This is a genomic window from Fluviicola taffensis DSM 16823 (assembly GCF_943372375.1).
GTDB lineage: Bacteria > Bacteroidota > Bacteroidia > Flavobacteriales_D > Crocinitomicaceae > Fluviicola > Fluviicola taffensis_A.
Window position 1 is genome coordinate 196,385 of record NZ_CALRYJ010000002.1, and the last position, 26,222, is coordinate 222,606.

At 41.8% G+C, this 26,222-nt stretch carries 19 protein-coding genes and 1 tRNA gene; 6 read left to right on the plus strand and 14 right to left on the minus strand.

The genetic code is table 11. The features are described from left to right. Nucleotides 1-339 precede the first annotated feature (339 nt). Nucleotides 340-729, plus strand: a complete 390-nt coding sequence (locus AAG807_RS04170; protein WP_341901072.1) for a hypothetical protein — start codon at nucleotides 340-342, stop codon at nucleotides 727-729. Between the two features lie 68 nt (nucleotides 730-797). Here AAG807_RS04170 and AAG807_RS04175 read toward each other — a convergent pair whose 3' ends face one another. Both AAG807_RS04175 and AAG807_RS04180 read right to left on the minus strand, forming a co-directional pair. After that, on the minus strand, nucleotides 798-1,862 hold the full coding sequence (locus AAG807_RS04175; RefSeq protein ID WP_341901074.1) for a PA0069 family radical SAM protein: 1,065 nt from the start codon (nucleotides 1,860-1,862) through the stop codon (nucleotides 798-800). Nucleotides 1,863-1,941: 79 nt separating this feature from the next. Next, nucleotides 1,942-2,811: a WG repeat-containing protein gene (locus AAG807_RS04180; protein ID WP_341901075.1), complete on the minus strand. Its 870-nt coding sequence runs from the start codon at nucleotides 2,809-2,811 to the stop codon at nucleotides 1,942-1,944. 280 nt (nucleotides 2,812-3,091) lie between these two features. Here AAG807_RS04180 and AAG807_RS04185 point away from each other — a divergent pair, with 280 nt between their 5' ends. Together AAG807_RS04185 and AAG807_RS04190 are read left to right on the plus strand one after the other, a co-directional pair. Beyond that, on the plus strand, nucleotides 3,092-5,698 hold the full coding sequence (locus AAG807_RS04185) for an ATP-binding protein (protein WP_341901077.1): 2,607 nt from the start codon (nucleotides 3,092-3,094) through the stop codon (nucleotides 5,696-5,698). 114 nt (nucleotides 5,699-5,812) lie between these two features. Then, a complete protein-coding gene (locus AAG807_RS04190; RefSeq protein WP_341901079.1) occupies nucleotides 5,813-9,145 on the plus strand; it encodes a T9SS type A sorting domain-containing protein in 3,333 nt (1,110 codons plus the stop codon). Nucleotides 9,146-9,420: 275 nt separating this feature from the next. Here AAG807_RS04190 and AAG807_RS04195 read toward each other — a convergent pair whose 3' ends face one another. From AAG807_RS04195 to AAG807_RS04210, 4 genes are all read right to left on the minus strand, one after another. Beyond that, on the minus strand, nucleotides 9,421-10,542 hold the full coding sequence (locus AAG807_RS04195) for a phytase (protein ID WP_341901081.1): 1,122 nt from the start codon (nucleotides 10,540-10,542) through the stop codon (nucleotides 9,421-9,423). Then, nucleotides 10,539-11,585 carry a hypothetical protein gene (locus tag AAG807_RS04200; RefSeq protein ID WP_341901083.1) on the minus strand — a complete coding sequence of 349 codons (1,047 nt, stop codon included), beginning with the start codon at nucleotides 11,583-11,585 and terminating at the stop codon, nucleotides 10,539-10,541. The genes AAG807_RS04195 and AAG807_RS04200 overlap by 4 nt, the downstream gene beginning before the upstream one ends. Before the next feature lie 71 nt (nucleotides 11,586-11,656). Next, on the minus strand, nucleotides 11,657-14,365 hold the full coding sequence (locus AAG807_RS04205; RefSeq protein ID WP_341901085.1) for a TonB-dependent receptor: 2,709 nt from the start codon (nucleotides 14,363-14,365) through the stop codon (nucleotides 11,657-11,659). Nucleotides 14,366-14,579: 214 nt separating this feature from the next. Continuing rightward, nucleotides 14,580-16,250 (minus strand): tetratricopeptide repeat protein, encoded by a 1,671-nt coding sequence (locus tag AAG807_RS04210; protein ID WP_341901089.1) that lies wholly within the window; start codon nucleotides 16,248-16,250, stop codon nucleotides 14,580-14,582. A gap of 358 nt (nucleotides 16,251-16,608) precedes the next feature. Here AAG807_RS04210 and AAG807_RS04215 point away from each other — a divergent pair, with 358 nt between their 5' ends. Next, a complete protein-coding gene (locus tag AAG807_RS04215) occupies nucleotides 16,609-19,137 on the plus strand; it encodes a gliding motility-associated C-terminal domain-containing protein (protein WP_341901091.1) in 2,529 nt (842 codons plus the stop codon). Nucleotides 19,138-19,190: 53 nt separating this feature from the next. On the opposite strand, the gene AAG807_RS04220 is transcribed toward AAG807_RS04215, so the two are convergent. Next, on the minus strand, nucleotides 19,191-19,883 hold the full coding sequence (locus AAG807_RS04220) for a hypothetical protein (protein ID WP_341901092.1): 693 nt from the start codon (nucleotides 19,881-19,883) through the stop codon (nucleotides 19,191-19,193). An 8-nt stretch (nucleotides 19,884-19,891) separates the two neighbouring features. Further along, nucleotides 19,892-20,755, minus strand: a complete 864-nt coding sequence (locus tag AAG807_RS04225) for an alpha/beta hydrolase-fold protein (RefSeq protein ID WP_341901093.1) — start codon at nucleotides 20,753-20,755, stop codon at nucleotides 19,892-19,894. Between the two features lie 438 nt (nucleotides 20,756-21,193). On the opposite strand from AAG807_RS04225, the gene AAG807_RS04230 reads away from it, so the two are divergent. Together AAG807_RS04230 and AAG807_RS04235 are read left to right on the plus strand one after the other, a co-directional pair. After that, nucleotides 21,194-21,577 carry a 5-fold beta-flower protein gene (locus tag AAG807_RS04230; protein WP_341901094.1) on the plus strand — a complete coding sequence of 128 codons (384 nt, stop codon included), beginning with the start codon at nucleotides 21,194-21,196 and terminating at the stop codon, nucleotides 21,575-21,577. Nucleotides 21,578-21,745: 168 nt separating this feature from the next. Further along, entirely contained in the window at nucleotides 21,746-22,096 is a 351-nt protein-coding gene (locus AAG807_RS04235) for a hypothetical protein (RefSeq protein ID WP_341901095.1), read from the plus strand. A gap of 64 nt (nucleotides 22,097-22,160) precedes the next feature. Here the strand turns inward: AAG807_RS04235 and AAG807_RS04240 are convergent, their stop codons facing one another. The 6 genes from AAG807_RS04240 to paaB form a co-directional block, all read right to left on the minus strand. After that, on the minus strand, nucleotides 22,161-22,322 hold the full coding sequence (locus AAG807_RS04240) for a hypothetical protein (protein ID WP_341901097.1): 162 nt from the start codon (nucleotides 22,320-22,322) through the stop codon (nucleotides 22,161-22,163). Nucleotides 22,323-22,387: 65 nt separating this feature from the next. Next, nucleotides 22,388-24,040: a gliding motility-associated C-terminal domain-containing protein gene (locus tag AAG807_RS04245; protein ID WP_341901099.1), complete on the minus strand. Its 1,653-nt coding sequence runs from the start codon at nucleotides 24,038-24,040 to the stop codon at nucleotides 22,388-22,390. Nucleotides 24,041-24,524: 484 nt separating this feature from the next. Then, nucleotides 24,525-24,598 (minus strand) — tRNA-Ala (locus AAG807_RS04250). A 102-nt stretch (nucleotides 24,599-24,700) separates the two neighbouring features. Further along, the gene (gene paaD, locus AAG807_RS04255; RefSeq protein WP_341901100.1) at nucleotides 24,701-25,165 is read right to left on the minus strand and encodes a 1,2-phenylacetyl-CoA epoxidase subunit PaaD; all 465 of its coding nucleotides are present in this window, start codon (nucleotides 25,163-25,165) and stop codon (nucleotides 24,701-24,703) included. Beyond that, complete coding sequence (gene paaC, locus AAG807_RS04260) at nucleotides 25,159-25,914, minus strand: 1,2-phenylacetyl-CoA epoxidase subunit PaaC (protein ID WP_341901102.1); 756 nt, start codon at nucleotides 25,912-25,914, stop codon at nucleotides 25,159-25,161. Before paaC ends, paaD begins: the two co-directional genes overlap by 7 nt. Before the next feature lie 10 nt (nucleotides 25,915-25,924). Continuing rightward, entirely contained in the window at nucleotides 25,925-26,209 is a 285-nt protein-coding gene (gene paaB, locus AAG807_RS04265; protein ID WP_341901104.1) for a 1,2-phenylacetyl-CoA epoxidase subunit PaaB, read from the minus strand. Nucleotides 26,210-26,222: the final 13 nt, after the last annotated feature.

A 26,222-nucleotide genomic window follows, 5' to 3' on the forward strand; every position in this document is an offset into this window, starting at 1 on the left:
TTAAAACGAGTGTTAAATCCTTAACCTTTTCGTACTCTATCCATGCTCTATCCATGCTCTATCCATGCTCTATCCATACAGTATCCGTACACTATTCCGCATGTAAGTGAAACCGAGGGTTTTATGAAATACAAAATTTTACGTTTGTGGGAAATAAAAATAAGGAATTACGGGTTTCGTTCCGATGATATCGGGATACAAATTCCACATTAAAGTTTTCATTCTCGATCTTTAATGCAGAGGAAGATAACACCTATCCAGAATTGTTATTGAAAAGAAAGCATGTACCGATTTAAAAAAAGGTGTTATTTTAGTGCCTCAAACTTAAACTGATTAACTATGAAAGTAAATGTTGAAAGACCATATACTTTAGCCGAATTAAAACCGCAATTGGAAGCTGAATTTCCTGAGTACCAGGTTAAATTCCGTGGACCGAAGATGTTGGTTATCTCTCAAGGAAAGATTGGAGGAGCGATTATTTTTGGTGAAAAACCGAAATTTGCCCGCATTCAGGAATCATTCCCGACCATGGGTGGACAAATGTTATTTGCTTTGTCATTAATCCTTTTAGGAGTGATGATTCCATTGATTGTTTTCATGACTTCCATGAAGCCAAAACAGGTGAAAGTACGTGATGCTGTTGCAAACTTCATCCGCAAGGAATACGGTACAGGAGCAATCCCAACTAAAAAAGATGAATTAGCTACAGCAGATTTGTTGGATGCTTAAGATCTGATGATCCTAATGAATAGGGAAGGATTCGCACTAGCGGATCCTTTTTTATTTTCGGAAAGACCCTAAAATAGCTTCATCTGCCCGCTGGTATCCGGGATGGCGAACAAATCGGTTCGAAGTCGTGGAAATGGAGCTGCAGGAAGAAAACGTTTTCTTGCCAGCTGCACTTGCCGTTGGATATTCAAGGCATAAATACCTTCTCCTTTCATACGTGTTCCGGGACGACTGTCATTTAGTTTTCCTCCGTGCAAATCCCGGATTTGGTTCAATACCTTTTCGGCACGATCGGGATAATTCTTCGTTACCCAATCCGTAAAAATTTCTCCGTTCGGTCCGTTGAGTCGCACAATTTGATGGTACATGCTCAAAGCGCCCCGTTTTGAGACCGCTTCAGCGATGGAAAAGATCTCATCGTCATTCAAAGCCGGGATAATGGGAGCCATCAGCACATTTACCGGGATTCCATGTTGGGAAAGCAGTTCAATGGCGGCCAATTTCTTGTGGCTGGTCACAGTTCGCGGTTCCAGTTTTCGGCGCAATTCTTCTTTTAGACTTGTTAAACTGATATTCACGGCTACCAGATCCAATTTTGCCAGTTCTTCCAGAATATCGATATCCCGCGTAATCAGTGCGTTTTTAGTGATGATCCCAACCGGATGCCGGTACTTCAGCATGATTTCCAGCAATCGGCGGGTGATTTGATATTCCTTTTCACAGGGTTGATAACAATCTGTATTTCCTGAAATGGAAATGGTCTGGACCTTCCAGGACTTTTTGTTCAGTGCTTCTTCCAGTAATTCAGGGGCATTCTTCTTGACCAGGATGACCCGTTCAAAATCCGTTCCCGCACTGTAGCCCCAATATTCATGTGTCGGTCGGGCATAACAATAGGTACAGCCATGTTCACATCCCTGGTATGGATTCAGGGAATAGTACATTCCGACATCCGAGCTGGTTAACTTGTTTACGATCGTTTTGGGATGGACATCGATGAATTTGGTTTTCAATTCGGGTTCTTCCGAAGGGTCGATATCGTCAAAATCATCTCCTTTTTCCTGCAAAAAGAAGCGATTATGCGGATTGATTTGGGCTCCGCGACCGTTTTTATAGGATGAATTATCAGACATGAAAGACGCTTCTAAATACGTCTGACAAAGATAATGATTACTTTTTAATAATTAAAGGATTAATTTATAATCAAACAGATTATTTGATTTGATTCCCTTTGGTATCGATATAGAATTCCTGGCCATTTAATTTCACTTTTGCCTTGCCATCAGAAAAACTTTCTGCGGTATCAAATTTACACGGGATGAATTCCTTCCCGTTCACATCAATAAATCCGAATTTTCCATCTCGGACCACCTTCCCCAAGTCATCACTCAGATAACTAACCTGAGTATATCCAAACTCGTTGACCGATTTGCCGGAGCTATTTACGAAGTGCCAAATTTCGTTCTCTGAGAAGCCAATCAATTCCTCTGAAAGAACAGCTACATTCTCGTATTTGGGTGGAAGGATTTCTTTAAGAGTCGGATTCAACAAACCGAATTTTGTTCCCATACTTGTCTGAATGTAATCGAAGCGGATCCATTTTAAGGATGAATATTTTGGTGGAACAAGCTCTTTGAACGTACTGTCCATGATTCCATAAAGACTGTTTCCCCAAACTTTATCGGCTGGATCATAACTAGCTATTTCTGCCAATCGGGTGAAAATATCAAACTCAATGTGGTATTTGTATTTAGGGACCACCACCACATTTCCCGACTGATCAACCAATCCCCATTTTTCTTCCAGTTCAATACCGGCAGTACCTTGTGAAAAATTTCGAACATGGTCGTATGTTGGCGGAACAATTTCTTTACCAGTCGGATCAATGAATCCGTACTTTTCCTTTAGTTCTATCATCGCATAGCCATTGACAAATTCAGCCATATAATCATATTTGGGCTTTACGAGCACATTGCCGGAATCATCACTGAGTCCGTATTTCCCGTTTTTGTAAAGGATTTTCTGTGACCAGATGGAAGAAGTGAAAAGGAGAGAAGTTAGAATTAGCAGTAGTATTCTCATGGGAATTGTTCAAGTAAAAATTAGCTTTATCAAAGCCGAAGTTAGTTTTTCTTTTGGTTGGATAACAGAATGGGCTTCTAAATTTCGGAGGAGGTTAGTGTTGGGAGTTTTGAAGGGGAGTTATACCAGAATTTGTGGGTTTGGACAGAGAAGAATATAGGACTAAAAAGGTAAGTCAAACTTCTAATAAATAATGGCAGCACTAATGTTTGCTAAATATCAAAAGCTTACACTTTTTCTTATTTTTGCTAGTAAGTCAAACATTTATCGGATCACTTACATGAGGAGTTTTGTTTTTTCTTTCTTGTTTCTTTCAGTGCTTTTGTCTCCGCTGGGTATTTTGGCAAAGCAAGAGCCAGCAGATTCATTGCGTTCGCTGATTGAGACTGTAAACGGGAAGCGAAAAGGAGAACTGAACCTGGAACTTGCTAACCTGCTTTTAGCAGAAAACCCGGATTCGAGTATTTATTATGGAAGTAAAGCACGCGAAATAGGGAGGGAAATAAATAATCCGGTATTGATTATTCGTTCGTATTCGGTCACCGGAGAAGCATATCAAAAACAAAACAAGCTGAAAGAAGCAATAGCTTCTTATCTGAAAGGACTGGAACTAGCTGAGAAATACAAAGAGAAATCGCTTGCTGGAACGATTTACAACGGAATAGGCATTTGTTATTTCTACCTGAATGATGTGAAGAAGGCGGAACGATACATGAAACGTGCGGCTAAGGCCAAGAAAGAGGCAAACGATTATCAGTATTATGCGCTGATTGCCATGAATCTGGCAGGATTACAGATCATGAACCAGTCGTTTGATAAATCGGTGCTTACGCTCAAGGAAGCAGAGAAAACGCTTTTGAAGAAGAAACAAGACCAATACCTTGCAGCGGTCTACAATTCCCTGGGAGCCGCATATCAAAGTGTTCAGCCAGATTCCTGTGTTTACTATTATGAACTTAGCCTGAACTATTCGACCAAACATAAAGACCTGCTGACGAAAATGAATGCCTACCAGAATTTGGGGGATTACTATTTCGGGCGAAAGGAATATTCCAAAGCAATTGATTGCATGAAGCAGGCAATCGCAACGAATGAAAAACGTCCGGAAGATTCCTATAAACCCGCATTGTACCAACGAATTAGCGCTTTGTATGATTCGATTGGAGATTTAAAGCATGCTTACAGCTATAAGAAATTGGAGACTGAAGCCCATCAGCGTGTTTTTTCAGTGGAGAAGCAAAAACAGATCGAAGAACTGGAAATTAAATACCAAAGTGAGAAGAAAGAGAAGGAAATCCAGCAAAATAAGCAGGAAATAGAGCGAAAAAACAATCAGCAGAATAGCGTTATTTTCCTTGCTGTTTCCTTGTTCCTTGTTGCTGGGTTTGTTACCTACCTAATCTTTCAGAGAAAACGAATCGAACGTCAATTTGAACAGGAAAAACTCAGACTGTTTGAAAACATTTTCCATGAAATAAGAACTCCACTTACACTGATTGATGGGCCTATCCAGATCCTGAAACAAGGTTCGGATGGCTCACAGCAGGAACAATTGGCATTGATGGAGCGGAATTCAAAGAAGTTGATTCATTTGGTCAATGAATTGTTGGACGCTTCAAAACTAGGGAAGGGAAGCTACCAACTTCATTATTCCAATGGAAGGATTGATGATTTTATCGCTAATTGCATTCTAGGTTTTTTGGGTGAGTCTGAAAGTAAAAATATTCGGATCATTCACTCGAAAAACGGTTCTGAAAAATATTATTCCTTTCCTTCCAATGCCTTGGAAAAAGTGCTCTCCAATCTGATTGGAAATGGATTGAAATATTGTCCTCCGAAATCTGAAATTCAGGTCTCGTCTCAAATAATCTCAACTACTTTGGTGATTCGGGTACAAGATAATGGTTCCGGAATTCCCAAAAAGGAGCAGAAAAAAGTGTTTCGCCGTTTTTTTAGAGGAAAACATGCAGATGCAAGTGGTACTGGAATTGGCTTGTCCCTTGTGAAAGAATTAGTAGACCTAGCTGGTGGAACGATTGATCTTCAAAGTAATTCCACAGGAACCACATTCTCGGTATCTCTTCCGATTCAAGAAGTAAATGAGGTAACCGATTTAATCCCTCAGAACGAGGGCAGTCCGATCCTTTTATTGGCTGAAGATGATCCGGATACTGCAGCTTTCACTATTTCTATTCTCAAGGAACACTTTCAAGTCATTCACGTTCAAAATGGTCAGAAAGCGATTGATTTTATACAAGAGAATTTACCTGATATGGTTCTTTCCGACATTATGATGCCCGAGAAAGATGGGATTGAATTGCTGCAGGAAATCAGATCGAACGAATTAACGAACCACCTGCCTGTTGTATTATTTTCTGCGAAAGCATCTCTGGAGAGTCGTCTGGAAGGATTGCTGCACGGAGCGGATGCCTATATTTCCAAACCATTTTCGCCTGAGGAATTGAAATTGACGATTCAGAATTTGTTTACCACTGTTCAACGAAATAAAGATGCTTACAAAGATTCCATTCATTCAGAAAAAACAGTTGAAGAACGGATCAAAAGCCCACATGCGTATGTCAACAAAGTAATTGACCACATCATTAATCATATCGATCATCCCGATTATTCCGTTAATGAACTTTCGAATGACATGGCTGTGAGTAGAAGTCAATTGCATCGGAAATTAGTTGCGTTAACAGGATTTTCTACAAGTAACTTTATCAGTATGATTCGACTTGAAAAAGCAAAGGATTTACTATTAAATAACGAAGGGAATATTACAGAAATTGCCTACAAATGTGGTTTCAATAGTCAGTCTTATTTCACCAAATCCTTTACTGAATATTTTGGGAAAACGCCAAGCCAGTTCATTAAAAAACACTGATTTATACGTCGATGCAACAATAGTACACAATCTGGCAACATGACTACATGTTCATTGGGGAGTGAGCAATTAAATTTGCAGAAATAATCAATTATTAAAATCAATAAAAACGTTATGGCAAAGTACCTGTTATTCTTTTTTGTTTCTTTTTGGCACCTTGTTTCTTATGCGAATGATGAGTGCGTAAATGCTGTTACTTTAACACCCAGTGCTGCATGCAACTATACTACCGGATCTTTTAGTGGTATGACCATTAGCAGTACAGCCCCTTCTTGCGGCGCATCTTCTATTCAGGATGTTTGGTACACATTTACCGCAACGGATTCCACGATGAGGATTTCACTTTCTTCCCAATCTGGCTTAAATCACGGTTTTCAGATTATTCAGGGAAGCTGCAATGGAACGGTGTTGCAGTGCGTTAATGCCAATACGACAGGTATCAGTGAATCTTATTTTAACAACGATTTCATTCCGGGACAAGTCTATTACGTCCGTGTTTTCAATGCTTCAGGAGCACTGAGTACTTTAACCTTCGGAATTTGTGTTCAAACATATCCCGTTCCAGCAAACGATGTGTGTTCGAATGCAGTTATCCTAACACCAAGTAGCACCTGCAATTATACAGCGGGCACATTTAGCGGAGCCATGATGAATGGGGGAGCTCCGGCTTGCGGGGCGAGTTCTCAGCAAGATTTGTGGTATCGTTTCACAGCAACGGATTCCACGATGCGGATTTTTCTTTCCTCAGAATCTGGCTTAAATCACGGTTTCCAGATTATTCAGGGAAGCTGTAACGGAACGGTGTTGCAGTGCGTTAATTCCAATGCCACTGGTATCAGTGAATCTTATTTTAACAACGATTTCATTCCGGGACAAGTCTATTACGTCCGTGTTTTCAATGCTTCAGGAGCACTGAGTACTTTAACCTTCGGAATTTGTGTTCAAACGTATCCCGTTCCAGCAAACGATGTGTGTTCGAATGCAGTTATCCTAACACCAAGTAGCACCTGCAATTATACAGCGGGCACATTTAGCGGAGCAATGATGAATGGGGGAGCTCCGGCTTGCGGGGCGAGTTCTCAACAAGATTTGTGGTATCGTTTCACAGCAACGGATTCCACGATGCGGATTTTTCTTTCCTCAGAATCTGGTTTAAATCACGGTTTCCAGATCATTCAGGGAAGCTGCAATGGAACGGTGTTGCAGTGCGTTAATTCCAATGCCACTGGTATCAGTGAATCTTATTTCAACAACGATTTCATTCCGGGACAAGTTTATTACGTACGTGTTTTCAATGCATCAGGAGCACTGAGTACGCTTAGTTTCGGAATTTGTGTTCAAACATATCCCGTTCCCGTAAATAATGTTTGCGCGGATGCGATTGAATTAACGCCAGCAAGTTCTTGCAGTTATACAACAGGCACATTCAGCGGAGCTATGATGAATGGAGGAACGCTATCTTGTGCTCCGAATGCTTCTCAGGATGTTTGGTATAAATTCACAGCTACTTCTAGTAATATGGGAATTCAATTAAGTTCTGTTAGCGGGTTGAATCATGGTTTTCAGGTGTTTGAAGGAAGTTGCAACGGAACGGAAGTCACTTGTATGAATAACTTTACTTCCAGTATAGGGGAATCAGCAAGTTTCACCACATTGACAGTTGGGAATACTTATTTTATTCGGGTGGTCAATACGGCTTCAGGTCTGAACACGAGTAATTTCGGAATTTGTTTAACAGGACCACCTCCAGCATCTTGTACTCCAGCGATTGCTATTAATACTTCAACGACCACGATTTGTCAAGGAGAAAGTGTGGTATTCAATGCAACACCAACTCATGGAGGCACTTCACCTTCTTTTCAGTGGAAAGTGAATGGGAGTAATGTCGGAACAAACAGTTCATCTTACACAACTACGACCTTGACAAACGGAAGCGTTGTTTCTTGTGTAATGGTCAGTAATGCATCTTGTGCTTCGCCAACAAGCGCCACAAGTAATTCGATTACAATGAATGTAACAGCTTCTGTAACTCCTACATTTACACCTGTTTCTGCCATTTGTTCCGGAGAGTCTTTTACACTTCCAGCGGTATCTAACAATGGTTTTAGTGGAACTTGGAGTCCGGCAATCAACAATACTGCCACTACCACCTATACGTTTATGCCAACTGGTGGACAATGTGTCTCAAATGCTACGATGACTGTTTCTGTGAATAATCCGGCAACACCTTCATTCACGCAGATTGCAGCCATTTGTTCGGGAGGATCTTTCACTTTGCCAGCAACTTCTAACAATGGAATCAATGGTTCGTGGAGTCCGGCAATTGACAATACACAAACAACTACTTATACTTTTACTCCGAATGCAGGACAATGTGCTTCTACAACCACGATGATGGTAACGGTAAACAGCACTTCCACCAATCCAACATTTACTCAAGTCCCAACAATTTGTTCAGGAGAATCATTCACTCTCCCAACGACTTCCAACAATGGAATTGTAGGTTCTTGGAGCCCTGCGCTTAACAATACTACTACGACGACTTACACTTTTACACCAAATGCCGGGCAGTGTGCCACTACCACAACGATGACTGTTACTGTGAATAGCACTTCGGTAACTCCGACATTTACCCCAGTTTCGGCCATTTGTTCGGGAGACTCATTTACACTGCCAACAACGTCGAATAATGGGTTCAACGGTTTGTGGAGTCCTGCCATTAACACTACTGCAACGACGACTTACACTTTTACCCCAAATGCAGGGCAATGTGCTTCCACGACAACGATGACAGTAACGGTGAATAACAGCATAACACCAAGCTTTACTCCAATTGTGGCAATTTGTTCAGGAGAGTCATTAACACTTCCAACAATGTCGAATAATGGAATCAGCGGAACTTGGAGCCCGGCTGTTAATAACACCGCAACAACAACGTATACATTTACACCAAGTTCCGGGCAATGTGTTGAAACGGTAACGATGACGGTTGTTGTCAATTCGGTGAATACTGCAACAACCATTCAGGGAATTATGATCACGGCATCTGCAACCGGGGCAACGTATCAATGGATTAATTGCGCGAATAATCAGCCAATAAACGGAGCAACGAATGCGTCATTTACTCCAACCGCAAACGGTTCTTACGCAGTCATCGTTACACAAAACGGGTGTTCTGATACTTCGAGCTGTGTTGCAATAACAACTGTTGGTATGGAAGCATTGGTTCAAAACGGTTGGAATATCTATCCAAATCCGGCAAGCGATCACTTGTTTGTAGAATCGAATGAAGCGACGGAAATAGTGATTAAAGATATCACCGGAAAAACCATGCAAGTTGAAAGTTTGAAATCGGGAAATAACCTGATTCACTTGACTTCATTGAGCCGAGGAGTTTACTTTATCCAATCCGCATCCGGAGCAACTGTGAAATTTGTGAAGGAATAAGGAATAATTTCTAATACGAAAAGCCTCTGGTCGAAAGATTGGGGGCTTTTTTGTGAATGAATCCGCTGTCCTCCAGGATTAAAAGGGAGAATGAGAGCAGTCCTATAAGGTAAAGGAATTGAGGTTCAATGAATAGTTTTTGTTACGTTACCTCTTCAATACCACACAAAAAAGCTGAAATGCAATAATCTTCAGAGGGTTTTCCTAAACCAACAAGACCACAACCGCAATGGTCATGGTCTCATGAAGAAAAAGCAAGAAAACCAATAACTTACTTAGGGGATCATTCGAAGTTCTTTGCCTGCAATGGCTTCCCAGGAATAAAACTGAAAGGTTTTGTTATCAGACATGGCCACAAATAATCCTTTTGGAAACTGTTTTCCAAAGGGAAGTGCACACACTTCGGATCCGTCACTTTCATTGGTAGAAACGCGAACGGTTTTCAAAAGCGGGTGATAGTGTGGTTTACCTGATGCGCCTTCACGCGGGAAGATATGAAAGGTGTTGTTTTGCTGATCTGAAACCAAAATGTAGCCTTCTTTATCGTTCAGGTTGTAGATCGAAATGCCCTCGTGATCTTCCTTGAAACCGGTTGTTGCAAACAAAGCCAGTTCCTTGTTTCCTTTTGAAGGATCGGCGTAGTATTTGCGAACACCTACCGTTTCATCGGAATAATAGACATAGCCTAATTGATCGTCAACGGCAATGGATTCGATTTCATTTTTACCCGAATACTTTCCGAATTTGCGAACCAAGGTAAAACTCAATTTCCCATTTTTCTCTTCCAGTAAGTATTGCCAAAGGTAGGAGCCGGTCGTTGGTCCGTTTTTGCGCCCCACGATCACGTAAATTTGTCCTTTTTTGTTTTTGTAGCACGAAATTCCCATCAAATCGCGGAATTCTTCTCCGGTTTCACCTTCAAATGCCGGAAAACCGCCATTGTCGATGGGCTGCATGTCGGGTAATGAGAATACACGCACGTTGTGAGTCAATCGCTCGGAAACGACCGCGATATCGATTTTCTTCCCGCCCAATTTCAAGCCGTATTCCACGTCGATGTTGTTGGGACGTTTTAAGCCGCGAACGGTGCGTTTTTGATCAATTTTCCCATTCAAATCATAGACATAAACGGCTCCGTCTTCATTTTTGTCTGTTCCCAGAATCAATGATTTGGAAGGATCGTTTGGATTGACCCAAATGGCAGGATCATCTGTGTCGTGAATGCTTGTATCGGTTACAACAAGCGGTTTCAATGGAATGGTATCATGAACCGGAAAGACCATTTTAGCCGTCTCTGTTTTTTTATCCTCGCCAGATGATGAACAAGCCGCCAATAGGGAAGTTAGTAGTGAAGTAGTTGTAAAAAGGAGGTGTTTCTTTGTTCTGTTAAAGATCATCTTGTAAGTGTTAACGTTAATTCATTTGTTTCTGAGTTGCCATCGCTTCCTGTAAGTGTCAATGTAAGCGTGTTTCCGATTCGTTCAAATGAACCTTCGTATTCCACTTCGGTGATAAAACCGTTGTCTTCTTCACGCTCCACAATAAAGTGCGCCGTTCCGCTCATTGCGTCGTCGGTTAATTCTTCCCATTCACCTTCCAGTTCAATTTCCAATTGGACCACTTCGGGAGTTCCACAGTCGTCAATGGTTTCTGTTTCTACCAAGGTAATCAGTAACTTGAATTCATCGAAGGCAAATTCGACCTCAATTTTGTCAATTTCAGCGGTCGTTAAACCGTTTAAATCGCTGTTGGCCATCGTGAACAAGTCGAGGATGTTACTCAATTCGGAAGCATTCGTGTGATCAGCTTCCCAGCCACCGAATACTTTTTCATCGTCGTACAAACGAAAAGTGGTTTCAAGATCTGTATTGATCACCAGGTTCTCTGTTGTGGTGCCAATGCCTATAAGCGCAAAGGTAAATCCGCGATCATTGGTATTTTCAATCGCATCGTCCATCATCGTTGGATCGAGTTCCAATTCTAGTTCAATGCTATTTACTTCAGCTGGAAAAAGCACAGAGCCTTTCCCTGTAGTTGGGTCAAAAGTAAACTGTAGATCAACGCCCAGATCTTCTGAAGTGGTGCAATCATCAACTTCGTAGAAGGCTGTTCCACCCAGAATGTAATCACTCCAATTGGCAAATCCTTCGGCATCTTTGAGTTCGAATTGAACTGTTACTGCACTTCCCAATACTTGAGGCTTTCCGGAAAGTTCGATGCCTTCCGGGTCAATGCCGTCTGTCAATTTAATTTCGAAGGATGCTTTATCGGTATCTTCGAGATCACCCGCATCTTCTTCATCTACGACTAATTGTTTTGGGAAATCAGCGGCATCTCTCACTGCTGTGTGTTCAAATTTCTGTTTGGAGCAAGCTGCAATCAATGCTACAGCTAATGCTATGAAAGAGATTTTAAATGGAATTATCAATTTTTGTTTCATAGTTCTTTGTATTTGATTTATTTCCAACCCGTTCTGGCGGATTAGTTATCGATCAGTCGGGGCTGATCCTCTTATCGAAGGTCAAATTTGAGTCCGGCACGCATCCAGAATCCGTAAAATTCGCGCTGAACGATTGTTTCTTTAGTACCCATGTAGGATTCAAACGGTTGGTTGGTAAGGTTCATGAACTCTGCGAATACACGGTATTTCTTTTTGATGGTGTAGCCAAGAGAGCAATCAAACTGCATGCGTTTTTGTACATACAAATCGTAATCTGCCGTAGAACCGACTTCGCTCAGGTATGAACCGTTGAAGTTTAATGCCGCGCGGACAAAGAATCCTTTTCGTTCGTACATCAAAGCTGCATTTCCCAAATGAGTTGTTTGACCCGGAAGGTTGATGTTTTCAAAACTTCCAGCTGCTGCATCCTCACTTCTGTTTTGAATCGAAGCCTGAGACGTTGTAAAGGTGTAATTCCCATAAACGCTGAAACCTTTCAGTTTTTTAGGTAAGAAATCGAGTGATTTTTGGAAAGCAAGTTCCACCCCGAACAGGTTTGCTGTATTTCCATTTTGCGCTTGTGTGATATCTACCAAAACAGAAGGATCATTTAGATAGGGCTGATTAAAATCGGTACGATTGTAGATAAATCCGTCCAATTGCTTGAAGAAAACACCTGCTGAAACAATTCCGACATCACCGAAGTATTTTTCGTACATCAGATCAGCGTTGATTGCTGAAACGGGCAACAAGTTTGCATTTCCGATAGAAACTTCTCCGTCTTCCAGATTCGCTTCTTGTGAAGGAATAATTTCATCAAAGTTCGGACGAGCATACGACCAGGTAAGTGCTCCGCGCAAGTTCGTGGTGCGATTCACCGCGTAACGTGCCTGCAATTGTGGAAGTACATAACCATAGTTTGTACTGCCTTTTACCGGAAGAATTGCGCGTAAATCGCCATTCGGAGCAATCACTACATCCGATGAATTGTAAGAAACAGCGGAGTATTCGTAACGCACACCACCAATCAAAGTGAGACGCTTGATCGTTTGACGGGTCATTAGGTAACCGGCATATACATTTTCTTTTGCTTCGTAAGATTCCAGTGCTTCATCAATCGCTTTGTCTTCGATTTGTAATTCGAATTGTGCTGGATTATTGTTGAAATAATCAACGAAAGTGGGCATGTTTACAGCTCTTGCCAATTCAAAACGACCTCCAAAGTAATTGTCATCCAGTAAACCACCTTCAAATGCATTCAAGGTAGGAACATTGCCCATTCCTTCGTAGATATTTTGTTCAATGTCGAACGATTTTTGCTTCAGTCGCACTTTTCCTCCGAATTTCAATTCTCCTTTACTGGTTCCAATGAAATAAGGTACCGTGATATTGATTTTTCCGGTGATGTTTTGGTCTTTGGCAAAAGTGTTTCCTGCTTCAAACTGATCGAATTGATACAAACTATTATCGAGATAGGTAGTAGAACTCAGAGCCGGAAAGTCTGTACCTCTGAAGTCCACAGATGAAGGAACAGCAGCAGCAAAATTCACCGCATAATCATAAGGAGTGTTTTGAAAGGAATAGGAGTAGGCAGCTTCGTAATCGACCCGCATTTTGGGGAATAGGTGTTTTCCTCCCAGATTGAACGAAGAAATGACTTGTTCTTCAAAACGATCTTTCAATTCGCGTTCCACCTCACCGTCTTCCGGGGCAAAAGCATACAATCTGCGCCATTCGCGATCCGTAAAACGATTATACATTCCTCTGAAATAGATTTCGTTGTTTCTATTGAAGCGGTAATCGAGAGTTGCACTGGCTGATGAACGCGTACGTGTAAGTTGGTAATCGCGTAATTCCAGCACATCATCTTCCGGTTCCTTTGTTCCGTTCAAATCGCGTTCCCAATTGTCCGACCCAAGGTCGTTGTGGTAATGTGTTAGGTTGAGCATCAATCCGAATTGTTCGCGTTTTCCGAAGCGTTTTCCCAGTTGCAAACTTCCCTGAATATTCGGTTTGTTCATCAAAGCATTGTAACCACCCGCAACGGAGGCACTGATTCGCCACAAACTATCGAGTGCTTTTCGGGTAATCAAATTAACCGATCCACCAATGGCATCACCGTCCATATCGGGCAATAAACTTTTGCTGATTTCCATAGAGGCTAGCTGATCTGCAGGGATTGCATCCAATGCAACATAACGCACACCGGCTTCCGGAGATGAAATTTGCTCCCCGTTGATACTCACATTGGTGAATTTCGGTGCCAATCCACGTACCAATACATAACGTCCTTCTCCCTGGTCACGTTCGATATTTACTCCAGGCACGCGTTGCAGGGCTTCTGCCACGTTCGGATCCGGAAAACGACCAATTTGCTCAGCAGATACTACATTCTTGATATTATCTGCTGATTTTTGTTGGTTAAGCGCCGTACTTTTCCCACCTACAATCACTTCATTGAGTTCATTGATTACTTTGAGGCGGATATTTTGCTCAATGGTTGCGCCATCCTGCAAGTTTTGCAGTAAAATAGTATCAGCTTGAAAGCCGGTGTATGAAAAAATCAGATGATAGGTTCCCGGTGATACAGTCACCTGATACCTCCCATCTAGTTCGGCAGCGACTCCGTTGCCTGTTTCCAAAACAGAGATCAATGTCCCGGATAATGGTTGCCTTGTTTCCTGATCGGTTACTTTTCCAACGATTAGCACCCGCTGGGAAAATCCGATAACCGGAAAGAGCAACATCATCAAAACAGCATAAAATTGTGTGTGTTTCATAAGTTGTTTTTTTTTCTGCAAAGGTTGGCTTATCCAATTGGCTTACTGATTGATTGGACAGTTACAAAAGAGCAACATGGTTTTTACTACCGTAAACAAGGCGTAAACATGAATCAAAATAGTGTTGTAACTTTTTGAAAATGAGTGTTTTAGTTTTTAATTTTTGGCTATTATCATTTTCTTAAGTGCAGGTTATCAATCTGTTGTCGCACTGTTAGAGCAATTCAATGAAGGAACCCAAGCTATCTGCTTCATCTAACTTCAGGCGTTTTTTCAGGCGATAACGGGCAATGCGTAAACTATCTACTGTAATGCCTAAAATGATGGCGATTTCTTTTGATTCCAGTTTGAGTTTAATGAGTGCACAAAGGCGTTGTTCTGTTCGAGAGATATCCGGAAGGTGCATTTTCAGTTTGTCATAAAAACTGGAATGAACTTGAGCGAAAAAGTGTTCAAAATTCGACCAGTCACGATCGCGGTGAAAGCTGAAATCAATTTGTCGGGATACTTCACGGAGTTGCTTGTTTTTCTCTGCACCTTCTGCTTTGATAGCCTTGAGGAGTGCTTGTTGCAATGCTTCAAGCAATCCGTTTTTTTCAATCAATTGAAGCGTATGACTGGAAAGTGATTGACTGCGCAGTTGCAGTTCCTGTTGTAGTTCGCGTTCGAGCAGGTATTGATTTTGTAAGTCGCTCGAAAGTTTGCTTTCACGAAGCCAGGCATTGTCCAATTCTACCTGCATCAATTTCTGTTTGGTTTCCAGAACTACTTCCTGTGCCTTTTGGTTCTTGCGTTCGTTTTTCAGGCGTACACGCTGTCTCCAAATGATGACGAATAGTAAAATGCAGATGATCAATGCTGTTTGGAGGTAAATCCATGCAGTAAGTTTCGCGTTGCGTTTGTTTTTGTCGAGTAGTTCTATTTTGCGGTCTTTTTGTTCCAATTCATAAAACGTACTTAACAAAGCGACTTGTTGAGCACCTTCGTCGGTATAAAGCATTTCTGTGATTTGGTAGGCTGAATCGAGGTATATTTTTGCTTTGCGAAACTCCTTTTCTTGATCATACAATTTCGACAAGTCGCGCAAAGCACTTCGTTCTTCATACTGGTTGTCGGATTTACGCGCTTCGTTCAAAGCTTGATGTGTAAATTGGATCGCTTGCTTGAAATCGCCCATTTTGCGGTAACAATCCCCAATATTATTGATGATGGTAATCTGTGCTTTGTTTCCCTTTTGGGAGTGATTTAGCGCATTAGCCAGGCGATAGTACTCCAAAGCTTTCGGATATACTTCCTTATCTTCATAAACACTTCCGATATTCTCGTAAATCTCAGCTAAAATGAGTGAGTCGTTGCTTTTTCGGCAATAGACTAGTGCGCGATTGTGTAATTGAAGAGCTAGTTCGGGTTTTTTCTCTTTTTCGCGCAGATGTCCAATGCGTGTGAGTGTAATCGCAATTCCTTTTGAATCGTTCAATTTCTGGTAAATAGCCATTGCTATTTGCTGTTCCTGCATGGCTTTTCCAGGCTGACGGGCAAAATAATAGGTTGTTCCCAAAGAAGAATGAACTTCTGCTATTGCTTTTTTATTTCCCAAACGACTATACCATTTTAGTGCTTCCTGCTGATATCGAATGCTTTGAGAAAACGCTCCGCTGATGTAAAACAATCGACCGAGTAAAAAATGACTATTTGCCATTCCTTCTATATTTCCACTTACGGAATAATGATGGATGGCCATTTTGGTCAAACTAAGTGATTTGCCGGGATGAGCATATTGTAGTGCTTCGGCTTTTGCTAGCAGCGAATCGGCATCAGAGTTGCTTATTGCCTGAACTTGCAGCACAGGAAACCAGCTAATAATTACTAAAAAGAGGTGTTTCACCACGCGAAATTAGCGATGAGTTATTAACGGAATGTTAGCATAAAATAACCAAAAACGTTAGTGGAATGAGAATGAGAATGAGAGTGAGAGTGAGAGTGCTTGCTGAAACCACCGATTTATTCTCAGCTATTCAACAGATCAGCAGCAATCTTTTCTCTCCGGGTTTTTCGGTTGGTGCCCGGTGAACACAAGATGGATGGAGTTGTTTGTCGATATTAATTCCTGAACTTATCTCTTAAAATAACCGCTGAATTTTTTAACGGTAACTTTTATCTATTCAAGGGTTTAAACCGGGTATTCTGCCCGATCGTAGAATCGAATAGTACGTCCTATCTTTATTGGTAGAACAACTGTTAGTATGAAAACGACAAAAACCTCGCTGCCTGGATTGGGATTTCTTTTAGGAATCTTATTTTCCTGTGCGGTTTCTACGGTTTCTGCACAAGTTTGTTCTGCCATTTGCAATTCTGGTTTTGATGGGATCCAATTATTGACTCCCAATACGATGGGTTTGTTCACTCAGAACAATGTTCCTTGCTGGAAAACAACGGCTACTGATTCAATTATTGAAATTTGGGGGACCGGGTTCAATGGCGTTAATTCTTATTCCGGAAACCAATTTGTAGAGTTGAACGGGACAATGCTATCAACCCTTTACCAGGATTTTATTGCTGCTCCGGGAAGTACGGCTACTATTTCCTTCGCGCACCGCGGCAGGGCAGGTACAGATGTGATGAGTCTTTCCATCGGACCGGTAGGAGGACCTTATACATTAGTAGGTACATTTTCTGCAGGAAATACAGCTTGGGTTTATCATTCGGTCAGCTATACCTTCCCAAATAATGCGAATACCAACTATTCGCTGCGTTTTAATTCTGTTTCTGCTGCCGGAGGTGATCCCGCTATTGGGAATTTCCTGGATGCTGTAACGGTAACACTTGCTCAACCTACAGTTTCAATTGATGTGACGGATGCAAGTTGTACAATGGGTGGTTCACTGACAGCACATGTCTCCGGTGGTGCTCCTTCTTATAGTTATAACTGGCAACCAAGTTTGGGTAATTCTCCTACACACACGAATGTGGCTGCAGGTACATACGATTTGATCGTGACAGATGCACATGGATGCACAGGAAGTGCAACAGCAACTATTTCAGGTGGATCCTCCTTTACAACTATCTCCGCATCGATTTGTGGAAATGAACCCTATTATTTCAATGGCACTCCATATACTCAAAGTGGGACGTATCAATTCGAGTATACGACAACAGGAGGTTGTGATTCAACCATTGTATTGGAATTGGAAGCACATCCGATTTACCGGGATTCGTTTTTTGTAAGTCCTTGTTCAGACGAACCGGTTACCTACAACGGGCAGGTTTATCCACCAATAGTTGGTGTGTATGATTTTACTTTCCAAAGTATTTACGGTTGTGACTCACTGGTACGAATGTATATCGGTCCGGCTCTTCAGGTTTATGCGGAAGAGGATACCATTTGTGCAGGCGACTCTGTTCAATTGCACATTTGGGGAGGAGATACCTATCAATGGTCTCCTGCAAATCTATTTGATGATCCTACCAGCGGGAATCCAATTGCCAGCGTCACGGAAACGACCGAATTGACGGTTTATATCACCACCATCAGTGACGATGGTTTAGAGATCTGTGGAGCGGCTATCGAACACATTACCATTACGGTCCTTGGTCATGAAACGGTTTATGCTTTGGGAGACACCTTGATTTGTATAGGGAATACGGTTCCGCTTTCAGGCATCGGAGCTGAAACGTATACCTGGAGTCCGGCGGCCTCGCTTGATGATTCACAAATTAGTCATCCATTGGCTTCACCCGGAGGAACAACCTGGTATCAAATGGAAGCGACTACTTCTAAGGGATGTGTCATCCGGGACAGTGTCCTGGTTCAGGTAGTCACCGATCTTCCAATTCCTTTCATGCCGGATTCAGTGAGCACATGCAGAGGTTCATCCATTGGTCTGTCTGTTTCCGGAGCAGATTCCTATGTCTGGTCACCTGCAGCAGGAATTTCACCTCTCAACGGAGCAACTGTGACACTCAATCCTTTGAACGACCTGACTTATTACTGTGATTTTTCAAATGTATGCGGGACGGTGCGGGACAGCGTCTATCTGGAAGTGAATATAGCTGATATTCAAGCGGGATCCGATACGGTTGTCTGTCCGAAAGAGATGGTAATACTGCATGCTTTCGGAGGTGTTTCCTATGAATGGTTTCCTTCCGTAGCAACTCTTTCAGGAAATCAGGTCATAGTGTATCCTGATCAAAATACGCTGTACTTTGCAGTGGGAACCGATTCCAACGGTTGTACGGATACAGCATGGACTGATGTACAGGTTTATCCTCAGCCATTCGTTCAGGTAACAGATGAACATGCAGTTTTAGGGGAAGATGTGCAGCTGAATGCCCATGCCGGAAATTCCACCGGGATTTTTACCTGGTATCCTGCAGAATATCTCAATTGTAACGTGTGTCAGGATCCGATTGCACATCCGGATAGGAATATGAGTTATGAAGTGACATTTATCGATTCCAATGGGTGTAAAGCGACAGATAAGATGACCATTTTTTATGATCCCCAAGTTTACGTGCCGAATGCTTTCATTCCGGATGGAAACAATCTGAACGACCAATTCAAGGCAGTTTGCAGCAACGTGGATGAATTTGAACTATTCATTTATGACCGTTGGGGAGAAGAAGTATTCAGAACTAATACAGTAGAGCAGGGGTGGGATGGAACCCATCAGTCAAAAGCTTGTGCGGAAGGTATCTACAACTGGACCATCCGATATGTCGGATCGGACAATACTATCAAAGTCCTGGTTGGACATGTGAATTTATTGCGGTAGGGTTTCAAAAAAACTCAGTCCCTTTTTAAAACCAACGATTTATTCTCAGCTATTCAACAGATCAGCAGCAATCTTTTTTCTCCGGGTTTTTCGGTTGGTGCGCGGTGAACACAAGGAGGGACCTGACTTTCAGGATGGTCAACTGCCAAACGCCATAAGTTGCCAAGCCCCAGGTTTATCAGACGTGCATCCGGTTCGGCTTGATAGTGCAGATCAAAGAAGTATTCAGTTAAGAATGATTCAAAACCGTCATCCGGTCCAGCATATAATTTTTTGAGTTCATCCCGGATTTCAGGAATCAAGACTTTCTGTGTAGCTTGTGAATTAGGCACTATTTCACTCGGTTCGCCAGAGTAAGTGCATAAATAGGTATCGGTTGGAATGGGGGAGCGGTCCACATGAAAGGAATAGACATCGGTTGGGAAAAACGAATCATCTCTGTCATAGGACTTGATCACGTTCAGGATCGGTGATGCGCCATGCGCTTCCAGTAACTTCAGGTCATTCAACAGGATTTCACGTGCAAGTTGCCCTTGTTCAGTAAGCTGAAGATTCAGAAGGTCTTCGGGTTCAATAACCGTTATATTTCCATCCGGTTCTATCTTTTCGACAATCTCAGAAAAATCTCCTGTCAGTGTACGATTCCAGCAAATAGCATTCATCATTCCTTGAAATGGAGTGGAAACCAGATCCTGAAAATTCGTAACCTGGTGGATTTGCTTTTCAGCGGAAGATATGTCTGTCATAAAGTGGATTAATGTTGTTCTGACGGGTACAAAAATTCAAACGAGTTCATAACCGCTTGATGCATCATGGTGGCGTGATTTTCTAGCGGTAAATAATCGAAAAATACCTTCACCTGTTTGCTCTTTGTTTGCTTCAGTTTATCTGCCAATAAATTCGCATCCACTTCCATTACCCTTGGAATTTTGGTTGGTGTCAATCCTTCTTTTCCAACAGCGATATAAATAGCTGTTTGCTGCGTAAAACTTTCTGCAAGGACTGTTGCGTTTAGGTCGAGCAAGGAGCCATTGTCCCACCACAAACTCGGACTGATAATGATGTATTTGTTGAAAAGTTCAGGTTTCTTCATCAGTATTTCCGTTGCAAGCAATCCGCCCAACGATTGTCCGATAATGGTTTTATTGGTATTGGTATGGTACTTCTTTTCAATGAATGGTTGTAATTCTTTCTCAATGAAGGAGATGAATTTATCGGAATGCCCGGCAGTTGGAGTTGGTATGGTTGCTTTGACGTCACTCGGGAATGTGAAATCCCTTCTCCTGTCGACATTTGCAATACCCACCACAATGGACTTCGGCAGCTGATTGATCCATTCGAAACTGAAGAACTGGACAAGCCCCACGATGTGAATAAAGTCTTCGTCTGCCGAACCATCGAGCAGGTAAATGACCGGATACTTTATGGAATCAGTTGGATTATAACCTTCCGGCAGATAAATGTTCACGATTCTTTTTTCAGCAAGTTCCTTTGATTGAATTTCTTCAATTACACCCAATACAAAGGGTTTTGTGGTTGTTTCCTTGACTTGATCCTTCTGTGCAAGCGTTATGACAGTGGAAAAAGCGAAGATCAGGAGTATCGCGCTCTTTTTCATTTCCGTTTGTTTCTTAGTTGATACAAATATCAGCTTTTCTTCTCTTGCAAGAGCAGCAATAAAAATGAAATCCATTAAAACGTCCAATTTCCGACAGACGAACCATCGGGCTGGAATAATCATTGCATGGAATCAGACCTTAGAACGAGTATTGAAGGCAGAAACAAAAAAGCGGACAGAAATGGAATCGGTTTGCGAAATCGAATGAAATCAAAGCGGTCTTCTAAATCATGAATAAAATTGCTGCAATAACTGCATTGTGTCAAAAACAAATATATTCCCACCTTCTGCAGATATAAAACAAAAAGGTTCTAATATATATTCCAGTGTTTTTTCTCAATCCAGACTTCATTAATCCTTTATTTTTGTACGAAAAGGAAGCGTGAATAATTTAAATCATTAATAACAAGTGATATGAAAAAAGTAATTGCAGTGATAATGGTATTTGGAAGTGTAGTATGCGCCAAAGCACAAACCATCGAATCGGGAAGCCATAGCACCGTTGGGTATATTAAAAGTGACGGAACTATTGAAAATAGTAGCCATTCTACGATGGGTTACATCAAAAGTGATGGTACAATAGAGAATAAAAGCCACAGTACGATCGGATACATTAAAAGTGATGGCACGATCGAAAATAGAAGTCATTCTACCGTGGGTTATGTGAAAAAAGACGGAACTGTTGAGAACAGCAGTCATTCGACTTTGGGGTATATCAAAGACAACGGCACCGTTGAAAATTCGAGCCACAGCACCATGGGATATGCCAGAGGGATTAAAAAAGAATGGGCTGCAGTAGCGTATTTTTTCTTTAAGTTTTAAGGACATTCAGATAATCTCTAAAAGCTAAAAAGAATGATAACAATCGGGTATTTAATAGGCGCTCCGATCGCAATCATATTACTGATAGTATTTTTAACGCTTTACATGAAATCAAAGCGGTTAAAAGAATTGATAATCAATGATGTGTCGAGATTAAAACAAGGTAAGGTGCAAAAAGTATTTTCTCTGAATTTTCCTCTCACGAAAGAGAAAAAACAGAACGTTTTAATTTACTTAAATTCCATCAGTGCAAAAACACTGGAAGGAACAAATAAGGAAATCATTTCATATGTTAATGCGAATAGTAAAGCATTACTGGGTGGGATTTTTAATCTTGAAGCAACTAAATTTCCAATTCGAATAATCGTATTTTTAAAAGAGAACCGAACAGAAATTCAGATGGATGATAATTATGGATTTCAAAAGTTCAAAGGAAATGCAAAAGATGTGTTTGAGCAAAAAAATAAAGAAGCATTTGAACACCATTTTTCAATCATTTCCCAATTAATCAATGACTAAACAGTTTATTGATAGTGATAAAAGCGCTGTTGTTACGGGAATAAAAAGGGGAAACAATTCCGAATTAAGACTCGTTTTTGTTCCCCATTCGCACTAAACCTGCCAACCGATTCAATTCCCGAAGACGCTGTTTGTTCAACTCCTTCGATTCTTGTTTCTTGCTTTTCTTTTGTCCCATTAATTTGGAATGGAGCTTTTTGTTCTCCGTGTTTTTCTGTTTCGCCACCCTGCAAAGTTAAAAGACATTTGGGAATAGAAGATCGAATCAATAGCACAATTGCTTTTGGTTGTTTATTCTCTGCTAAGAGTCACCATGCCATGAACCGTTTGAGGTGGTTGTGAGTGAAATTGATACGTTATCAAATAAAAATAAACGCCTTCAGAACAGTCAGTGCCGTTGTATTTGCCATCCCATTTGTCATTTTGACCGGAGGCTGTGTAGACCAGACCGCCCCATCGATTACAAATGAAATAGTTGAATTGGTCAAACATACAATTGGCTTTCAGAGAAAAATGATCGTTTATACCATCCGCGTTGGGTGTAAATATGTTGGGGATTTCTAATTCACACGCAAGGGGGTCCGGATTTTCACAATTGACTACCGTTATGGTGTCAAACAAGGTGTCAGTTCCGCAGGTAAGATTCACAATAGCTGTAACGAGGTAACTACCTGCCGCTGAAAAAGTATGATTGGAATTGATGGCATTTGAAGTGTTATCAGCGCCGCTACCCGGATCTCCGAAATTCCATTGAACAGTGGCGATGGTCGAATCAGATACAACAGTAAAAGAAATGTCTGTCTGAACGCACGAATCGCCTGAAGCACTGATCTCGCTCGTGCAGTTCGTACTGCAGTCGATGATTTCTATGTGTAAACTATCCACACACGTTATTTCCTGACTAGACAGAAGTCCGGGAGCGTAAGTCAGGGAAGTGACCACTCCAAGACTACCCTGACTATTCACGGTAGACAGTAATGCACCGGTATTTGGATCCAGCTCGTAAAGATTCGCGGAAGCATCACATCCCCATAATTTATTGGTCGTATAATCGTATGCCAATCCACGCAATCCACTCGTACAATTTCCAATCAAAGTGGCGTTTCCGGTTGTGGTATTGATGTCGTATAATTGTCCGTTAAACGAAACTCCGTACAATTTAGACGTGTTTGGATCGTAAGCCAGCCCGTTTATGCCGTTGCCTGCGATATAAAAAAGTATACTGTTATCGCCTAGCAGGTTCAAAGGGCCAATGTAGGTTCCCATCGGTGCGCCCGAGCTGAAATCGAAAACAAACAGGCCTTGTTGCTGGGAAGTGCCATAAGAAGTGCCGATGATGTAAAACAATTGATGGGTATTGTCGAAATCGCCTGCCCAATAATAATAGCCTAAATTACTGATCAATAACGTTACGGCATTTGTCATAACATCGATTTGATAGAGGTTGGCGGGCTCTACAATATTCGAGATTCCGAATAATAAATTGGTGCTGGATTGATAGCCAATTGCTGTCAAGTCGTTTCCTGAATTACTTTGAATGCCCTGAATGGCACCGTTGATCGGACTGATGTAGAAAATGGAATCTTCGTTGCCGTGATCGTAGGCCAGCAAAGAAGCATCTAGAGAGATGGGATTAGAATGATAGGTGAGGTGAAACTGCAAATTGACTTCACCGGCTGCTATTTCAGCTGCTGTGGGATAATAAAGCGGATTGGGAACAATGCTATTGGGTACATAGGTACCGTTTCCTCCCGTCCAATAGTTTAAAACAATGGAATCGACTCCTGGAGCGGCACCTTGCAATTGAATGGCAGTTCCTGCACAAATGGTTTGATCAACTCCGGCAGTAATGGAGGAATCACAGTCTGCTTGTGCGAATGCAGATCCTGCAAATGGTAAGATAGTCAAGAAGTGAAAAAGTGACTTGGTAATTTTATTTTTCATAGTGTGTTTCGGAAAATAGTTCTTATTAACTGTTTTTTCATCCTGTTGACGATCTATTTGTAAAAAGGTTGGCTACAAAAAATAAAAGATTTTGTTTACCCGACCCACAAAAGGTTCGGCGGCTTATTCGGATGGAAATGATTGCCAAGTGCTAGTGTGAGAATGGAGGGGTAAAAAGCAAAAAAGCATCCAACTTGCGCTGAATGCTTTTTTCTTTGGGGGGAAGGGCGGAATCGAACCGCTCTAAATTTCCGGAAACTGAATGAAATTGGTGCTTGCGAGAGATTTGGATTTATCCTCCTCCTCCAAAGGAGGAAGCTTAATTCGATCTTCGAACCGGGATTCCACTCCCGATAGCTATCGAGACAATTCTCACGCTCAATACTCAAAAAGAAGAGTCAGCCATGGCTGATGAAGACTGAGGCTCTGTCTAAAAAACAAAAAGTCGGGGTGAAAAATTTTTCACCCCGACTTTTTCTTTTTGTGGAGAATATCGGACTCGAACCGATCACCTCAACACTGCCAGCGTTGCGCTCTAGCCAGATGAGCTAATCCCCCAAAATAATGGTATGCTTAATTCCTTATTTCCTTCAAATATAATCAAACATTGGAGAATCAGTTATAATCAACGCCAGAACCCCGTATTCAAGGATCAATACATCAATGACATTTGAAGTAACTGAAAGGTTCCCGACAGCTGCTACAGGTGTACAATGCCTGACAGGGTGTTGCTCCGAACTGACTTACGACTTTGGTCTCTTTACTACCGCAATGAGGACAAACAACTGGTGCATTTTGCGCAACCGGTGGGGAAATCCCTGTTTTCAGTAATTTGGTTTTGGTTTCTTCCGAGAGCCAATCGGTGGACCATACGGGATAAAGTTGCATTTCAATCGCCACATCAGGATAACCACTTGCAGTCAGTTGTTCGCGAATCAAATCCACGAACAACTGTTTAGCCGGACAACCGGTATAAGTTGGTGTAATAATGACTTTCAACTGCCCATTCACTTCTTCAACCCTGCGCACAACACCCAGTTCCACGAGATTGATTGTAGGAATTTCGGGATCAGGAACCTGCCGCAACAATTCCAAAATGTGCTCTGTTGTCGAAGAACTTACCATGTGGCATCCGGATAAGCGCGTGGCAAAAATTGCATTTCGCTGAGTAAGTGACCTAAATATTCTGTGTGGAATCCTTCCCGGCTGTCAAGTAAATGCGTCGACTTCAACTCAGGTTCTTGAATGCCTGCAGTGCGCAATGTCTCGCTGACCTCCGTTTTCCACTCCAGGATCAGTCCTTCGGTATCCGGAATGTATTTCAAATCGACCGCATCGAAAGCAAACAATTCGGGAACAAAACGAAACAACCTGTCAATGGCAAACTGCAAACGATGATTGCTTTCTTCAGTGCCAATCCCCAAGCGAAGCATCCAGTCTTTCGATCGTTCAAGGCTGTAGCGAATTTCCTTCAAAACTTTTTCAGAAAGTCCGGCAAGTTTGCTGTTTTCACTTTGAAATAAGCGGGTAAATACGCTTTTCACATATACGTCATGCAGGTATTGTCGTGCAATAACCCAGGCAAAATCGGTATTCGGCTGTTCCACCAGCTTGTAACAGAAAAATTCCCTTTCATTTCTGCGGTAAGCGTAATCATCGGCGGTTAGTTCTTTTCCTTCTGTTTCCGCCAGGAGTTTGTAGAGTTCTTCTGCACGACCGAGTAGATCCAAAGCTGAATTCGACAGGGCAATGTCTTCTTCCAGAAAAGGTCCACGACTGCACATTTCACAGAGACGTTGTGCAAGGACTAATTCCGAATCTGCCAAGCGAACAAGTAGCCGGGCAAAATCTGTATTGATTGAAATGACCATCATTTTTTTCTGATTAGATGTTTTTTACTTCCGGTGGAATCTGATAGAATGTCGGATGCCGGTATATTTTGTCTTCTTGCGGATCGAAATAAGCGTCAGCATCTTCCATTGGCACAGACACAATACTTGACGACGGAACTACCCACAATTCACGACCTTCCCCTCGTCGGCAGTAGGCATCGCGTGCATTCTGTACGGCCATTTTTTTATCATATCCGTGTACGCTTCCGGCATGCTTAAATGCAACTCCCGGTTTTTTCTGGATAAATACTTCCCAGATGTTATCTCCAGTTTCCATAATTTGAATTGAG

Bases quoted from the DNA above. Each gene is read 5' to 3' on its own strand.
- AAG807_RS04170 (WP_341901072.1), top strand. From the start codon at position 340: ATGAAAGTAAATGTTGAAAGACCATATACTTTAGCCGAATTAAAACCG.
- AAG807_RS04175 (WP_341901074.1), bottom strand. From the start codon at position 1,862: ATGTCTGATAATTCATCCTATAAAAACGGTCGCGGAGCCCAAATCAAT.
- AAG807_RS04180 (WP_341901075.1), bottom strand. From the start codon at position 2,811: ATGAGAATACTACTGCTAATTCTAACTTCTCTCCTTTTCACTTCTTCC.
- AAG807_RS04185 (WP_341901077.1), top strand. From the start codon at position 3,092: ATGAGGAGTTTTGTTTTTTCTTTCTTGTTTCTTTCAGTGCTTTTGTCT.
- AAG807_RS04190 (WP_341901079.1), top strand. From the start codon at position 5,813: ATGGCAAAGTACCTGTTATTCTTTTTTGTTTCTTTTTGGCACCTTGTT.
- AAG807_RS04195 (WP_341901081.1), bottom strand. From the start codon at position 10,542: ATGATCTTTAACAGAACAAAGAAACACCTCCTTTTTACAACTACTTCA.
- AAG807_RS04200 (WP_341901083.1), bottom strand. From the start codon at position 11,585: ATGAAACAAAAATTGATAATTCCATTTAAAATCTCTTTCATAGCATTA.
- AAG807_RS04205 (WP_341901085.1), bottom strand. From the start codon at position 14,365: ATGAAACACACACAATTTTATGCTGTTTTGATGATGTTGCTCTTTCCG.
- AAG807_RS04215 (WP_341901091.1), top strand. From the start codon at position 16,609: ATGAAAACGACAAAAACCTCGCTGCCTGGATTGGGATTTCTTTTAGGA.
- AAG807_RS04220 (WP_341901092.1), bottom strand. From the start codon at position 19,883: ATGACAGACATATCTTCCGCTGAAAAGCAAATCCACCAGGTTACGAAT.
- AAG807_RS04225 (WP_341901093.1), bottom strand. From the start codon at position 20,755: ATGAAAAAGAGCGCGATACTCCTGATCTTCGCTTTTTCCACTGTCATA.
- AAG807_RS04230 (WP_341901094.1), top strand. From the start codon at position 21,194: ATGGTATTTGGAAGTGTAGTATGCGCCAAAGCACAAACCATCGAATCG.
- AAG807_RS04245 (WP_341901099.1), bottom strand. From the start codon at position 24,040: ATGAAAAATAAAATTACCAAGTCACTTTTTCACTTCTTGACTATCTTA.
- paaD (WP_341901100.1), bottom strand. From the start codon at position 25,165: ATGGTAAGTTCTTCGACAACAGAGCACATTTTGGAATTGTTGCGGCAG.
- paaC (WP_341901102.1), bottom strand. From the start codon at position 25,914: ATGATGGTCATTTCAATCAATACAGATTTTGCCCGGCTACTTGTTCGC.
- paaB (WP_341901104.1), bottom strand. From the start codon at position 26,209: ATGGAAACTGGAGATAACATCTGGGAAGTATTTATCCAGAAAAAACCG.